This window comes from Mesorhizobium sp. 1M-11, from assembly GCF_001303895.1.
Lineage (GTDB): Bacteria > Pseudomonadota > Alphaproteobacteria > Rhizobiales > Rhizobiaceae > Mesorhizobium.
Map to the genome: position 1 here is coordinate 92206 of NZ_LJSD01000050.1, position 12462 is coordinate 104667.

Here is a 12462-nt window from a genome sequence, read left to right on the forward strand (position 1 = left end):
GCATTTGATGTCGAAGCCCGATCTGGCGAGCCTTGAAACGACCCTCGACAAGGCTTTCGAGGAGCGCGACGGCATTTCAACCGCGACTCGCGGCGAGATACGCGACGCCATCGAATCAGCGCTGGAACTGCTCGACAAAGGCACCGCACGCGTCGCCGAGCGCCAGGCCGATGGGCAGTGGAAGGTCAACCAGTGGCTGAAGAAGGCCGTGCTGCTGTCGTTCCGCCTCAGGCCGATGGAACTGATTTCGGGGGCGCCCGGCGGCGCTTCCTGGTGGGACAAGGTTCCGTCGAAGTTCGACGGCTGGGGGTCGCTCGAATTCGAAAAGGCGGGCTTCCGGGCCGTTCCGTCGGCGGTCGTGCGCCGTTCGGCCTATGTCGCGCCCGGCGCCGTGCTGATGCCTTCCTTCGTCAATGTCGGCGCCTATGTCGACAGCGGCACCATGGTCGACACCTGGGCCTCAGTCGGCTCCTGCGCGCAGATCGGCAAGAACGTGCATCTCTCCGGCGGTGTCGGCATCGGCGGTGTTCTGGAGCCCATGCAGGCCGGTCCGACCATCATCGAGGACAACTGCTTCATCGGCGCGCGTTCCGAAGTCGTCGAAGGCTGCATCGTGCGCGAGGGCGCGGTGCTCGGCATGGGCGTCTTCATCGGCAAGTCGACAAAGATCATCGATCGCACCACCGGCGAAGTCTTCTACGGCGAAGTGCCGGCCAATGCGGTGGTGGTGGCGGGCTCGCTGCCGGGCAAGCCGTTGCCGAATGGCGAACCTGGCCCGAGCCTGTACTGCGCCGTCATCGTCAAACGCGTCGATGCCAAGACGCGCGAGAAGACCTCCATCAACGAACTGCTGCGTGACTGAGCGGTGATCGCGTGAGCCTCCAGCAGACGCTTTGGGCGTTCTTCGGCTTCAACGGGCGACTGAGCCGGCAAGCGTTCGCGCTTGCCGGGCTGCTGCTCTATGTCATCCGCTCCTACCCGATCTACCGGCTCTACACAGCGCCCGATCAAGCGACGATGGAACAATGGGCTTCCATCTTCCTGGTGGTGCTCGGCGTGTTGATCCTGTCTCACCTGGCGCTCGCCGCAAAGCGACTGCATGATTTCGACAGGACCGGCTGGTATGGCCTGTTCTTCATCATCGGCGACATCATCGTATTTATTCTGCTCTGTCTGCCGCAGGGAACGCGTGGCGCAAACCGCTATGGCCGCGAGACCAACGCACCGGCCTGACGACAGGTCGACATCCTGATCGCCAGAGCAATCCCAGGAAAAGCTTGCAACGGTTTTCCGTCCGGAATTGCGCGAAGACAAAGAGGTGGAGCACTTCCGTGAAAAAACGGAAACGCTCCAGTCGTGTCGGCTGTAACAGAATCCTAAGAGATTCTTAGGTCATCCATGCAAGATAGAGGGGATGTTGTAGCGACATCTCAGGGGGAACGATTGTCCGACCCGGCAAAAGTTCTCGGCAGCGGCCTCGCCGAACATGCGGCGCGCCTTTTTGACTGGTTCTCGACTCCGCTGGAGAACGAACCCAAGGCTGTTCGCTCTCGTTTCCTCGAAACAACCTACGACCGAAAATTCGCCATCCTCTTCGCCAGCCTGAGCGTCCTCGTTCTTGCAGCGACGGCAATCGTGCTGACGGGGGCCTGGTGGCCCTTGTTATGGGTCGCAGCCGATCTTGCCTTGCTGGTTCTGCGGTTCACCTTGATCGTGCGCTGCGAGGCGGCGCGGCTTCACGGTGAAACTCCGCCCCTCGGTGCCCTGATGATTGCCGGCGGTGCCTGGTCTGCCGTCTTCGGGCTCGGCTGCTTCGGCTGCATCGCAAGCGAGAACTTGGTGCTTTCCGTGCTTGCCGGGCTGAATGTCGCGGGCGTAGTCGGCGTCGTCTCGTCGCGCAACGCGGCCACCCCGCGCTATGCCATCCTGGTCATGCTGCTGGTCAGCCTGCCCTTCATGCTGGGCGCCCTGCTGTCGCCGCAATCGGGCATGTGGGTGATCGGCCTCCAGATGCCGTTCTATGTCGCCGGCATCATCGGGGTTCTCGTCCACAACCATAAGATCAGCGTGCGCATGATCCGTGCGGAACTCGACAACCGGGACCTCGCGGTCAGAGACGCGCTGACGGGGCTGCCCAACCGCATCCTGCTGCAGGAAGAATTGCGCCGGATGTGCGGTCAATTGGCCACCCCGGCGGCCAATGGCGGCAAGCCCTTCGTCGTGCTCAGCATGGATCTCGACGGCTTCAAATATATCAACGACAGCCATGGCCACACCGCCGGCGACCGGCTGCTGCGTCTTGTCGGCGAACGGCTGAGAAAGACCTTTCGTGCCACCGATATGGTGTTCCGGATCGGTGGCGACGAATTCATCGTGCTTTTGCCGGGGACATCGGAAATCGAGGCCGCTCATCTCGCCAAACGGGCGATCGAAACGGTTTCCGAGGCCTTCGACATCGAAGTTGGCACTCCGGCCTATATCGGCCTCAGCGCCGGCAGCGCGCGGGCGCCGGTCGACGGGGACACCCCGGAACAGCTGCTCACCTGCTCCGATCTTGCACTTTACGAGGCCAAGCGCGCGGGCAAAGGCCGGCACCGCGCGCATCTGCCCAGCGCTGGCTGATTCGACGAACCGTGCCGTAAGGTCCGCTAGCGCAATTCCAGGAAAAGTGTGCAACGGTTTTCCGTCCGGAATTGCGTAAAACAAACAGTTAGAGCGTTTCAGCGTTTCAGTGAAAAACGGAAACGCTCTAGATCGCACCGGCGGACAGCTTCGGTGAACCTTGGCCCCGCTCTTCCGCATCCCGCACCAGGCCAGCAATGCGCTCCACCAATGGCGCTCGCACGCCTGACTTGACGGCAAGCCGGAGAATCGTCCCTTGTAACTCGTCGATTTCCGTCCTGCGTCCGCGCTGCAGATCTTCCCACATCGACGAGCGTGCCTGCGGATCGATCGCCAGCATACGTTTCGCCAGGCGAAGGAACAGGAAGTCGGGCAACCTCAGGATCGTCGGCAGCAGTGCGGGCGGCGGTCCGGCGACCCGACCGGGCTTGATACCCGCCGCCTTCATCACCGTCAGCGCTTCGGCAATCTGCGCAGCCAGGAGCAAGCGCCAATGTCGATCCGACAATTCGGTCGCCAAAGGCAGATCGGACAAGGCCACAAGTGCGTTGTTGAGGTTGAAGAGCAGCTTGCCCCATTGCACCGAGCGCATATCGGCATGCGTGGTGGTCGCGAAGCCTTCGACATTCAGCAGGCTCGAGATACCCGACGCGCCCCTCTCGATCAGAACCGTGCCCTCGCTGGCGCGATGCACCCTGAACGGGATCTCGTCTTCCTGCTGCACGACATTGAAGGGCACCATGCCGGCGAGCACGCGTCGGCCATCGACGGTCGAGGCCAAACGATCGGCATTGTCGACGCCGTTCTGCAGGCTGACAACGATCGCATGGGCAGGTGCGTGCGCAGCAATCTGTCGGCCGATCTCCTCCGTTGCACCGCTCTTGGTGGTGACGAGCACGATGTCGGCGCCATCGAGTGCCGCTTCCGCGCGTGTCTCGACCGCAAATGCTGCCTGGCCCAGGTGCCTGTCGCGCTTTTCGAGGTCGGTGACGCGCAGGCCGCCGCGCAGGAGCGCCTCCTCAATTCGCGGCCGGACCAACAGTGTCACCTTGCGTCCCGCCAGCGCCAGGCAACCGCCCGCGTAGCAGCCGATGCTTCCGGCCCCGGCAACAACGATGGATGCGTCGCGCAATGTCATCGCAATCTCCGAGCAAGGTGCCATCGGTTATTTGTCATGCCTGCCCATTGTCGGTCATATCAGGCAGTTTCGCCAAGGATAGCAACCGCATCGGTGCCAAGAGCCGTGACACGATCCCATCTTTCGAATAACGCTGCGCACATGACACTGCCGACCGATCCCGCCCAGAATCTCGCTGCCCTCATTCGTTGTCCATCCGTGACGCCAGCAGAAGGCGGTGCACTGTCGTCGCTGGAAATTATGCTGAAACCGCTCGGTTTCGCCATCGAGCGTCCGGTGTTCAAGGAAGACGGCACGCCGGATGTCGAGAACCTTTATGCGCGGCGCTCCGGCAATGGTCCGCATCTCATGTTTGCCGGCCATACCGACGTGGTGCCTGTCGGTGATGAAGCGGCCTGGACGCATCCGCCCTTTTCAGCGGCAATCGCCAATGGCGAGATGTATGGCCGCGGTGCCGTGGATATGAAAGGCGGCATCGCCTGCTTCATTGCCGCTCTCGCCCGTCATATCGCTCAGAAAGGTGCTCCCAAGGGCTCGGTTTCGCTGCTGATTACCGGCGATGAGGAAGGCCCTTCGATCAACGGCACGGTGAAGCTTCTGGAATGGGCTTCCGCCAAGGGCGAGACGTGGGATGCTTCGATCGTCGGCGAGCCTACCAACCCCGACACGCTCGGCGACATGATCAAGATCGGTCGGCGCGGCTCGCTGTCGGGCACCGTGACCGTCAATGGCCGGCAGGGCCATGTCGCCTATCCGCATCTCGCCGACAATCCGGTGCGCGGGCTGATGACGCTCACCGACGCGCTGCTCAACCCCGTCTTCGACAAGGGCACGAAGAACTTCCAGCCAACCAATCTCGAAGTCACGTCGATCGATGTCGGCAACCTCGCCACCAACGTCATTCCGGCCAAGGCGAGCGCCACTTTCAACATCCGCTTCAACGACACCTGGGACGCGGAAACGGTGCAGGCCGAAATCCATAACCGGCTCGACACCGCCAGTGGCCGCAAGAAGTACCGTAAGGGCCGCAAGGAAGCGATCGATTTCGACCTGACCTGGAAGGACCGGCCGAGCCACGTCTTCCTGACGCGCGACGACAAGCTGATCGAGACATTGAGCGGCTCGGTTGCCGCCATCACCGGGCGCAAGCCGCAGCTGTCGACATCCGGCGGCACATCCGATGCCCGCTTCATCAAGGATTATTGCCCGGTGGTCGAATTCGGCCTCGTCGGCAAGACCATGCATATGGTGGACGAGCGCGTGGCGTTGGACGATCTCGAAACGCTGACGGTGATCTACCAGCGTTTCATCGAGGACTGGTTCGGGTAAGCGGGCCATGCTTGCGGCGGATGAAATCCAATCGTCGTTGGCAGGCGCCTGGCGCATGATGCTGGGCAAGGCCGATGGGCTGCGCCTGCTCGATCTGTCGGCCGACGGATTCTGGAATTCCTTCTTCGCCATCGCGATTGCTGCGCCTGCTCTGATCGTGGGTTGGGTCGGGATTTCCAACACGGCCGGGGAAACCGCATCCGGCCGGTTCGAGTTGTTGCTGAAGCTGGCTTTCGTCGACATCGGCACCTGGGTCCTGCCCCTGCTGGCGCTGGCCGCAGTGGCCCCGCATGGGGGGCTCAGCGCCCGTTTCGTGCACTATGTCGTCGCCAGCAACTGGGCTTCCGCCATCATCGCCTGGCTGATGCTGCCGGGGGCACTCATTCGCCTGATTTTCCCGGCAGCGGATCAGGCGAGCGGTCTGGTTTCGCTGGTGCTTTTTTTCGCTTCGCTGGTGCTTAGCTGGCGCATGACCAATATCGCGATCGGCAAGGGTGCGGCGATGGCCACCGCGGTTTTTGCCGGCATGTTTGCCGTCTCGCTGATCGTGTTGTTCGCGCTGCAGAAACTATTGGGTATATCGACCCTTGGAGCCTGATGCATCCGGGCGCCATGCCGTGGTTCAGGGTGCCAGGCCCTGCGTCGGACGCTCCGCCCGATCTCGCGATCGCCAGCTTCCGGCGGCAGCTGCCACCAGCATCAGGATGAGAGCCGTCAGGGCCGCAAACGCAAATCCCCATGTCGCGTAAAGCGGGCCGAAACCCGTGGTTCCGGCAAACACCGCGAGATAGGTGACGGCACTGTTCAGGCCCATGATGGTGCCCCGGCGCGCCGGGTCGATCGCGGCTAGGCGCATGATCAACACATTCAGTCCGAAATGATTGGTCAAGCCCCACAGGAAGGTGAGCACCAGCACTGCAACGAAGCTGCCGCCTGCCAGCGCGAAACCAAGATAGACGGTTCCGACGGCCAGGAACGCGAAGGGCATGACGCGACGAGGCCCCAGCCGATCGACGATGCCGTCGAGAAGGGCTGCAGTTCCGAAGCCGATGCCGTAAACCAGCGCTACAATGCCGTTGGCGCTCACAGGCTCGCCGAGACCGGTGTGCAGGTGATCTCCCAGATAACCGTAGACACCATAGAAGGCGCTCATGAAGGCCGCGCAGGCAACGAGCAGCGGCTTGACACCGGCAATGCGCAACGCCGCCAGCGACTGCGGTACCGGACCTGCGGCTGGCAGATCACGGTAGCGGCTGGCCTTCAAAGTCAGGAAAGCGGAAAGCGCAAGCAGTGCGACGACAGCGTAAACCGCGCGCCAGTGGATATAGTCGGCAACAAAGGCCGACAGTGAGACACCGGCAACCATGCTCAGCGTCCAGCCGGTCAGAACCACGCCGATGGTGCGGCTTTCACGCCCGGTCGGCGCCACCGCTGCGGCGCTGGCGTAGATTGCCGGCAAAGCAATCCCCGATGCGACCCCGGCCGCCAGCTGGGCACCGGCCAGCGCCGGCGCGGCTGGCGAAACTGCGCTCAAGGCCAATGCCGCGGCCAGTCCGACAAGTGCCCACAGCAACATGCGCCTGGCGCCGAACCGATCGACATGGCGCGCTATCAGGAGCGCACTGGCAGCCGTACTCAGACCAAAGGCCGCCGATGCCGACATAACCAGCGCAACGCTTGTGCCGAGTGCCCGCGCCACCTCCGGCGCGATCGGTCCGAGCACCAGCGAGTTGGACCCTATGACGGCGATGCAGAAGGTCAGCACATAGGCGACCGCCGGCAACCGCGCGGCGCGTTCGGCGAACAAGGGAGGTGATTGATCCGTCTTCGTCATGGATGCATGATGACGGAATGACATTCCGCAACAAAGGGGAATTTCAGCGATGAAGCGAGAAACAGATGAGATTCGGCGAAACAGCGTTCCGGGACGGGACCTGGACGACATGGACCGAAAACTATTAGGCGCACTCTGCGAGGATGCTACCGTCAGCTATGCCGAACTTGGCGAGAAAGTCGGCCTTTCGGCGCCGGCCGCGCATGAACGCGTGAAGCGGTTGCGCCGCAGCCAGGCGATCCGCAGCACTTCGGTGCTGATCGATCCGGTCGCCGTCGATAAGCCGCTGCTCGCTTTCGTCCACGTCGACACGCGTGGCTGGGGCAAGACGCCCGAGCTGATGGCGATCTCCGCCTATCCGGAAGTCGAGGAGATCCATTCGGTGGCCGGCGATGCCTGCATGCTGCTGAAGGTTCGCGCCAAGGACACACGCGCGCTGGAGGGCCTGCTGGCGAGGCTCTATGACACACCGGGCGTCATGGCCACACGCAGCTATGTGGTGTTGTCGACCTATCTGGAACGGCCGGTGCAACCGGGCTCGACCAAAGTCTGGCCGATGCCGCGCCACATGGCACAGCCGATCGAGCACCGGCGTAATGTCGAAGTGATTGCCAAAAGCGAGTGAATGCGTCGCTTCAAAGTGTTAGAGTGTCCTTTGCGTCCGAAGGGACGCGCGGCGCTCTAACGGCCGGTGGTCAGGAGATCGGATAGTCGACACCGACGAGGAATAACCCGTCGGGTGGAGCGACTTGGCCGCAGGCAGCGCGGTCGCGCGCTTCCAGAGCTCCCTTGATATCAGCAGCCGTCCAGGCACCTTCGCCGACGCGCTTCAGCGAACCGACCATGGAGCGCACCTGGTTGTGCAGGAAAGAGCGCGCCGACGTGCGGATTTCGATCGTCTCGTCCTGCCGCGTGACATCCAGCCGTTCCAGAGTACGCAGCGGGCTGTTGGCCTGGCACTGCGTGGAGCGGAAGGTGGTGAAGTCATGCCGCCCCAGCAAAACCTTCGCCGCTTCGTGCATAGCCTCGGCATCGAGCCGCTTCGGCACCCACCACACCTTGCCCTTGTCCAGCGCCGGCGGAGCGCGGCGATTGGCGATGCGATAGAGATAGTGCCGGCCGACCGCCGAAAACCGGGCATCGAAATCATCCGGCACGGCAACCGCGCCCAGAATCGCGACACGTTCGCCGGCCCGTTGCAGGTAGGCATTGACGGCATCGCGCACCGTATCCGCCGGCCAATCCTTGGTCAAATCCGCATGCGCGACCTGAGCCGTCGCATGCACGCCCGCATCGGTGCGGCCAGCGCCCCGAATTGAGATCGCATCGCCACAGAAACGTTCGATCGCCTGTTCGATCGCCGCCTGGACGGAATGCTGGCCGGCAGCCTGCCGCTGCCAGCCGGAATAAGGCCCGCCGTCATACTCGATGTCGAGGCGATAGCGGGGCACGTCTGAGCGCTACGCTGCCAGGGCGGTGCCGAAAGCCGAAGCGTAGACCAGATCGCCGGTCTGGGGCGCTTCACCCCAGGCCTGCGCCTGCAACGCTTCGCCCTGATACTCGCTGGCAAAGCCGGCCGCACGCTCATGACTGTAGCCGAAGCGGCCGTAGTAGGCCGGATCACCCAGCACGATGGAAAGGTTCTCGCCGGCATCCTTCAAGCGGATATGCGCCTCGCGCACCAATGCGCCGCCGATGCCCGTCCCGTGGAAATCCGGTTCCACGGCGAGCGGCGCCAGCGCCACGGCCGGGAATTGGCGGCCATCATTCTCGACGTAGAGGCGCGAGAACAGGATATGGCCGACAACCTGGCCGTCTTCCTCGGCGACCAGTTCCAGCACTGCGTTACCTTCATCGACGATCGCATCGACCAAGCCAGCTTCGGTGTGCTGGCCGAAAGCATGTTCTTCGACGAGGCGGATCGCTTCGCGATCCCGCGGCGTCGCCGCGCGTATCGACATCATGCTCATGACAGTCTCATTCCTTCTTCCAACTTTGCCCCGCGCAGGAACTCCTGTGCGGTGACGGGCCTGCCGCCCGCACGCTGCACTTCGACCAGCCTGACCGCGCCTGCCCCGCAGGCGACCGTCAGCCGGTCGTCGAGAATTCCTCCCGGTTCCCCCGCACCTTCGGCGACGGTCGAACGCAGCAATTTCAGCCGTTCGACACGCCCCCCGATCGTGGCCTCGCACCATCCGCCGGGGAAGGGCGAAAGGCCGCGAATGTGGTTATGGACCTCGCCCGCGGAACGGGTCCAATCGATCCGGGTCTCCGTCTTATCGATCTTCGCGGCATAGGTCACGCCTTCGGCTGCCTGTTCCACAAAGCTCAGCCTCCCGGTCTCCAGCCTCGCCAGCGCTTCGACCACCAGTCCGGCACCTGCCGCCATCAGCCGGTCATGCAGATCGCCTGCCGTCATGTCGGGATCGATCGCCAGTTTTTCAACCAGCCCGACCGGGCCGGTGTCCAGCCCCTGTTCCATCTTCATGACCATCATGCCGGTTTCGGCATCGCCAGCCATGATGGCGCGCTGGATCGGTGCTGCACCACGCCACCGTGGCAAAAGCGAGGCGTGGCCGTTGAGGCAACCTAAGCGCGGCGCATCGAGGATCGGCTTCGGCAGCAGCAGGCCATAGGCGACGACAACGGCGACATCGGCATTCAGAGCACGAAAGGCCGCCTGTTCGGCCTCATTTTTCAGGGAAGCCGGAATGTGCACGGCTATGCCGAGCCGCTCGGCCTCGCGCTGCACCGGCGACGGGGTGAGTTCCAAGCCGCGGCGGCCGGCGGCACGTGGCGGCTGCGTGTAGACGGCGACGATGTCATGCCCGGCCTCGGCCAGCGCACGCAGCGTCGCAACCGAGAAATCGGGCGTGCCCATGAAGACCACGCGAAGTGCCATGGATTTTGCCCCGGATCAGCCGGCCAGACGGCTTGGCGCCTTGTCGCGAGCGAGTTTCTTGAACTTCTTGACCACCATGTCGCGCTTCAGCTTCGAGATATGGTCGATGAACAGCACACCGTTGAGATGGTCGATCTCATGCTGCAGGCAGGTGGCCATCAATCCCTCGGCCTGCATCTCCTGCAGGCGACCATCGCGATCCAGATAGCGGACCCGAACCGTGGCCGGCCGCTCGACCTCGGCATAATAGTCGGGGATCGACAGACAGCCCTCTTCATAGACCGACCGCTCGGTACCGCTTTCCAGAACGTCCGGATTGATGAAGACATGAGGAGCAGGCGGCTCGTCTTCCTTGGCGAGGTCGATTACCAGCATGCGCAGCGGTTCGCCGACCTGGATTGCGGCCAGGCCGATACCGGGAGCATCGTACATCGTCTCCAGCATGTCATCGGCCAGCTTGAGCAGCGGCTCGTCGACGCGCTCGACCAGCTTGGAAACCTGACGCAGGACGGGATCGGGAAGAATGATGAGCGGCTTGATCGACATATCGCTCACCTAAGACCTTCCCGATAAAGCGTCAACCGCACTGCCGTCAGCATGTTCATGGTTTGATCTTTTCCAGCTACAAGAATCATCTATGCTAAGCTGATGAACGACCTCGGCTCCATCCTTTCCGAACCCATCGCCCGGCTCGGCGCGACGACCATCACGCTTGGCCAGGCGCTCGGCTTCGTCGTGTTTCTCGTCCTTGTCCTGTTCGTCGCGTTGATTGTCGCGCTCTGGCGCGCTGCCAAGGCACGCAGCATCGCCGCGGCCGAAGCGGCCGACCACGCACGCGACGCCGAAGCCCGCATGGCCGGCATTCTGCAAAGCCAGGCCGAAATGCAGGGACGCATGGGGGCACTGACGGATGTGTTCGGTGCGCGCCAGGCGGAACTGACGCAGTCGATCGGCCAGCGGCTGGATGCCATGACCGGCCGCATCGGCCAGACCATGACCGAGCAGACCAAGTCGACGCACGAAAGCCTGGCCAAGCTGCAGGAACGGCTCGCGGTGATCGACACCGCGCAAGGCAACATCCAGTCGCTTGCCGGACAGGTCGTGCAATTGCAGGCGATCCTTTCCAACAAGCAGACGCGCGGCGCCTTCGGCCAGTCGCGCATGGAAGCGATCGTTGCCGACGGGCTGCCGCACGGTTCCTACGAATTCCAGGCCACGCTCACCAATGGCAATCGGCCGGATTGTCTGGTGAAAATGCCGAACAGCGCACCGTCACTGGTCGTCGACGCCAAGTTTCCGCTCGAGGCATGGAACGCCATCCGCGCTGCCGAAAGCCCCGAACTGCAAAAGGTGGCCGCGCAGGCATTCCGGCGCGATATCGAGGTGCATATCCGCGACATCGCCGAAAAGTACCTGATCCAGGGCGAGACCCAGGACACCGCCTTCATGTTCGTGCCCTCGGAGTCGATCTTTGCCGAGATCCACGAAAATTTCGAGGCGCTGGTGCAGCACGCGCATCGCGCCCGGGTCGTCATCGTCTCGCCGTCACTGCTGATGCTGTCGATCCAGGTCATCCAGGCGATCCTGAAGGATGCGCGCATGCGCGAGCAGGCGCATCTGATCCAGGGTGAAGTCATCCGCTTGATGGAAGACGTTTCGCGCCTCGACGAGAGGGTGCGCAAATTGCAGACTCATTTCGGCCAGGCCTCGAAGGATATCGACGATATCCTGGTGTCCTCCTCCAAGGTCACCAAGCGCGGCCAGAAGATCGAGGCGCTGGAATTCGGCGGCACGGAAGGATCGGACGAGGCCGACAAAGGGGGTGGGCAGCGCAAGGTCGAACCGGCATCACGCACGGCGGATTCCAAGACGGGACAGCTCAGGCTGCGGGTGATCGACCCCGACGACGCTTGACTGCTCCCGGGCTACTCCTTCCTACTGTGCTTCAATCGTGGTCTCGACACTTTCGAAATGCGGCAGCCAGCGCAGCGCCGAACCGTGCCATTTCTCCGACCTCGGCACGAGATCCTGGCGCTGGCGAGCGCTCCCGACCCTGATGCCGTAGACTTTCGGCCCGTCGCCCGCGCCGACGACATAAAGATGCGAACCGCAGTCGCCGCAGAAAGCCTGCAGGCGCTTGGCACCGCTGCTGCCGGTCTTCACATAGATTTTCGGCTCGCCCTTGATGAGCCTGAACTGCGCTTCCGGAGCGGGAACCGTGACGCGGAAAGCCGTGCCGGTGAGTTGCTGGCAGTCGGAGCAATGGCAGATCGAGGTTGTGCCAGGATCGACCTCAGCTTCATAGGCAATCGCGCCGCAATGGCAGCTTCCATCGATCTTCATGGTCTTTCTCCCGATGCTTGCACCAATGTAGCGCCGCAATGGAGCCGGGCAATGGCCGTTTCCAACTGGCATCATCACTGCCTGCAGGTGCCTTGCTCTTTCCGAGATCTGTTGTTTCACTGATCCCGTCTCAACGGAGGAACGAATCATGGCCAAAGGTTCGATGAAACCGGGCAAGGAGGCCCGTAAGCCCAAAAAAGACGCCAAGAAGCCCGCAGCGGCGCCGGCGATAAAGGCGCCGCCCGTGCAGGCAACGCGCATCAAGGACAAGTGAGGCGGCGGACACGCGGCGCA

15 protein-coding genes are annotated in these 12462 nt (G+C 62.9%); 8 read left to right on the forward strand and 7 right to left on the reverse strand.

Annotated elements, in window-relative coordinates; genetic code table 11:
* Positions 1–7: 7 nt before the first annotated feature.
* The 3 genes from dapD to AO692_RS20135 all read left to right on the forward strand — a co-directional run bounded on the left by dapD (position 8) and on the right by AO692_RS20135 (position 2622).
* Entirely contained in the window at positions 8–862 is an 855-nt protein-coding gene (gene dapD / locus AO692_RS20125; RefSeq protein ID WP_054311828.1) for a 2,3,4,5-tetrahydropyridine-2,6-dicarboxylate N-succinyltransferase, read from the forward strand.
* A gap of 11 nt (positions 863–873) precedes the next feature.
* On the forward strand, positions 874–1233 hold the full coding sequence (locus AO692_RS20130; protein WP_054311829.1) for a DUF805 domain-containing protein: 360 nt from the start codon (positions 874–876) through the stop codon (positions 1231–1233).
* A 210-nt stretch (positions 1234–1443) separates the two neighbouring features.
* Positions 1444–2622 (forward strand): GGDEF domain-containing protein, encoded by a 1179-nt coding sequence (locus tag AO692_RS20135; protein WP_054311830.1) that lies wholly within the window; start codon positions 1444–1446, stop codon positions 2620–2622.
* Positions 2623–2749: 127 nt separating this feature from the next.
* Here AO692_RS20135 and AO692_RS20140 read toward each other — a convergent pair whose 3' ends face one another.
* On the reverse strand, positions 2750–3760 hold the full coding sequence (locus AO692_RS20140) for a 2-dehydropantoate 2-reductase (protein WP_054311831.1): 1011 nt from the start codon (positions 3758–3760) through the stop codon (positions 2750–2752).
* 141 nt (positions 3761–3901) lie between these two features.
* On the opposite strand from AO692_RS20140, the gene dapE reads away from it, so the two are divergent.
* Together dapE and AO692_RS20150 are read left to right on the forward strand one after the other, a co-directional pair.
* A complete protein-coding gene (gene dapE, locus AO692_RS20145; protein ID WP_054311832.1) occupies positions 3902–5089 on the forward strand; it encodes a succinyl-diaminopimelate desuccinylase in 1188 nt (395 codons plus the stop codon).
* A 7-nt stretch (positions 5090–5096) separates the two neighbouring features.
* The gene (locus AO692_RS20150; RefSeq protein WP_054311833.1) at positions 5097–5687 is read left to right on the forward strand and encodes a hypothetical protein; all 591 of its coding nucleotides are present in this window, start codon (positions 5097–5099) and stop codon (positions 5685–5687) included.
* Positions 5688–5711: 24 nt separating this feature from the next.
* Here AO692_RS20150 and AO692_RS20155 read toward each other — a convergent pair whose 3' ends face one another.
* A complete protein-coding gene (locus tag AO692_RS20155; protein ID WP_054311961.1) occupies positions 5712–6923 on the reverse strand; it encodes an MFS transporter in 1212 nt (403 codons plus the stop codon).
* 49 nt (positions 6924–6972) lie between these two features.
* On the opposite strand from AO692_RS20155, the gene AO692_RS20160 reads away from it, so the two are divergent.
* On the forward strand, positions 6973–7548 hold the full coding sequence (locus tag AO692_RS20160) for an Lrp/AsnC family transcriptional regulator (RefSeq protein WP_054311834.1): 576 nt from the start codon (positions 6973–6975) through the stop codon (positions 7546–7548).
* 70 nt (positions 7549–7618) lie between these two features.
* Here the strand turns inward: AO692_RS20160 and truA are convergent, their stop codons facing one another.
* From truA to def, 4 genes are read right to left on the reverse strand one after another with little or no spacing between them, the layout of a single operon-like run.
* Positions 7619–8374 (reverse strand): tRNA pseudouridine(38-40) synthase TruA, encoded by a 756-nt coding sequence (truA, locus tag AO692_RS20165; protein ID WP_054311835.1) that lies wholly within the window; start codon positions 8372–8374, stop codon positions 7619–7621.
* A 9-nt stretch (positions 8375–8383) separates the two neighbouring features.
* Entirely contained in the window at positions 8384–8893 is a 510-nt protein-coding gene (locus tag AO692_RS20170) for an N-acetyltransferase (protein WP_054311836.1), read from the reverse strand.
* The gene (gene fmt, locus AO692_RS20175; protein ID WP_054311837.1) at positions 8890–9825 is read right to left on the reverse strand and encodes a methionyl-tRNA formyltransferase; all 936 of its coding nucleotides are present in this window, start codon (positions 9823–9825) and stop codon (positions 8890–8892) included. The genes AO692_RS20170 and fmt overlap by 4 nt, the downstream gene beginning before the upstream one ends.
* Positions 9826–9840: 15 nt before the next feature.
* Positions 9841–10371: a peptide deformylase gene (gene def, locus AO692_RS20180; RefSeq protein WP_054311838.1), complete on the reverse strand. Its 531-nt coding sequence runs from the start codon at positions 10369–10371 to the stop codon at positions 9841–9843.
* Positions 10372–10473: 102 nt separating this feature from the next.
* Here def and AO692_RS20185 point away from each other — a divergent pair, with 102 nt between their 5' ends.
* Positions 10474–11739 (forward strand): DNA recombination protein RmuC, encoded by a 1266-nt coding sequence (locus AO692_RS20185; protein ID WP_054311839.1) that lies wholly within the window; start codon positions 10474–10476, stop codon positions 11737–11739.
* Positions 11740–11760: 21 nt separating this feature from the next.
* Here the strand turns inward: AO692_RS20185 and AO692_RS20190 are convergent, their stop codons facing one another.
* The gene (locus tag AO692_RS20190) at positions 11761–12168 is read right to left on the reverse strand and encodes a GFA family protein (RefSeq protein ID WP_054311840.1); all 408 of its coding nucleotides are present in this window, start codon (positions 12166–12168) and stop codon (positions 11761–11763) included.
* Between the two features lie 148 nt (positions 12169–12316).
* Between AO692_RS20190 and AO692_RS33895 the strand changes: the two genes are divergently transcribed.
* Positions 12317–12442, forward strand: a complete 126-nt coding sequence (locus tag AO692_RS33895) for a hypothetical protein (protein WP_152979900.1) — start codon at positions 12317–12319, stop codon at positions 12440–12442.
* Positions 12443–12462 lie beyond the last annotated feature (20 nt).

Bases quoted from the DNA above. Each gene is read 5' to 3' on its own strand.
- dapD (WP_054311828.1), top strand. From the start codon at position 8: ATGTCGAAGCCCGATCTGGCGAGCCTTGAAACGACCCTCGACAAGGCT.
- AO692_RS20140 (WP_054311831.1), bottom strand. From the start codon at position 3,760: ATGACATTGCGCGACGCATCCATCGTTGTTGCCGGGGCCGGAAGCATC.
- dapE (WP_054311832.1), top strand. From the start codon at position 3,902: ATGACACTGCCGACCGATCCCGCCCAGAATCTCGCTGCCCTCATTCGT.
- AO692_RS20150 (WP_054311833.1), top strand. From the start codon at position 5,097: ATGCTTGCGGCGGATGAAATCCAATCGTCGTTGGCAGGCGCCTGGCGC.
- AO692_RS20155 (WP_054311961.1), bottom strand. From the start codon at position 6,923: ATGACGAAGACGGATCAATCACCTCCCTTGTTCGCCGAACGCGCCGCG.
- AO692_RS20160 (WP_054311834.1), top strand. From the start codon at position 6,973: ATGAAGCGAGAAACAGATGAGATTCGGCGAAACAGCGTTCCGGGACGG.
- AO692_RS20170 (WP_054311836.1), bottom strand. From the start codon at position 8,893: ATGAGCATGATGTCGATACGCGCGGCGACGCCGCGGGATCGCGAAGCG.
- fmt (WP_054311837.1), bottom strand. From the start codon at position 9,825: ATGGCACTTCGCGTGGTCTTCATGGGCACGCCCGATTTCTCGGTTGCG.
- def (WP_054311838.1), bottom strand. From the start codon at position 10,371: ATGTCGATCAAGCCGCTCATCATTCTTCCCGATCCCGTCCTGCGTCAG.
- AO692_RS20185 (WP_054311839.1), top strand. From the start codon at position 10,474: ATGAACGACCTCGGCTCCATCCTTTCCGAACCCATCGCCCGGCTCGGC.
- AO692_RS20190 (WP_054311840.1), bottom strand. From the start codon at position 12,168: ATGAAGATCGATGGAAGCTGCCATTGCGGCGCGATTGCCTATGAAGCT.
- AO692_RS33895 (WP_152979900.1), top strand. From the start codon at position 12,317: ATGGCCAAAGGTTCGATGAAACCGGGCAAGGAGGCCCGTAAGCCCAAA.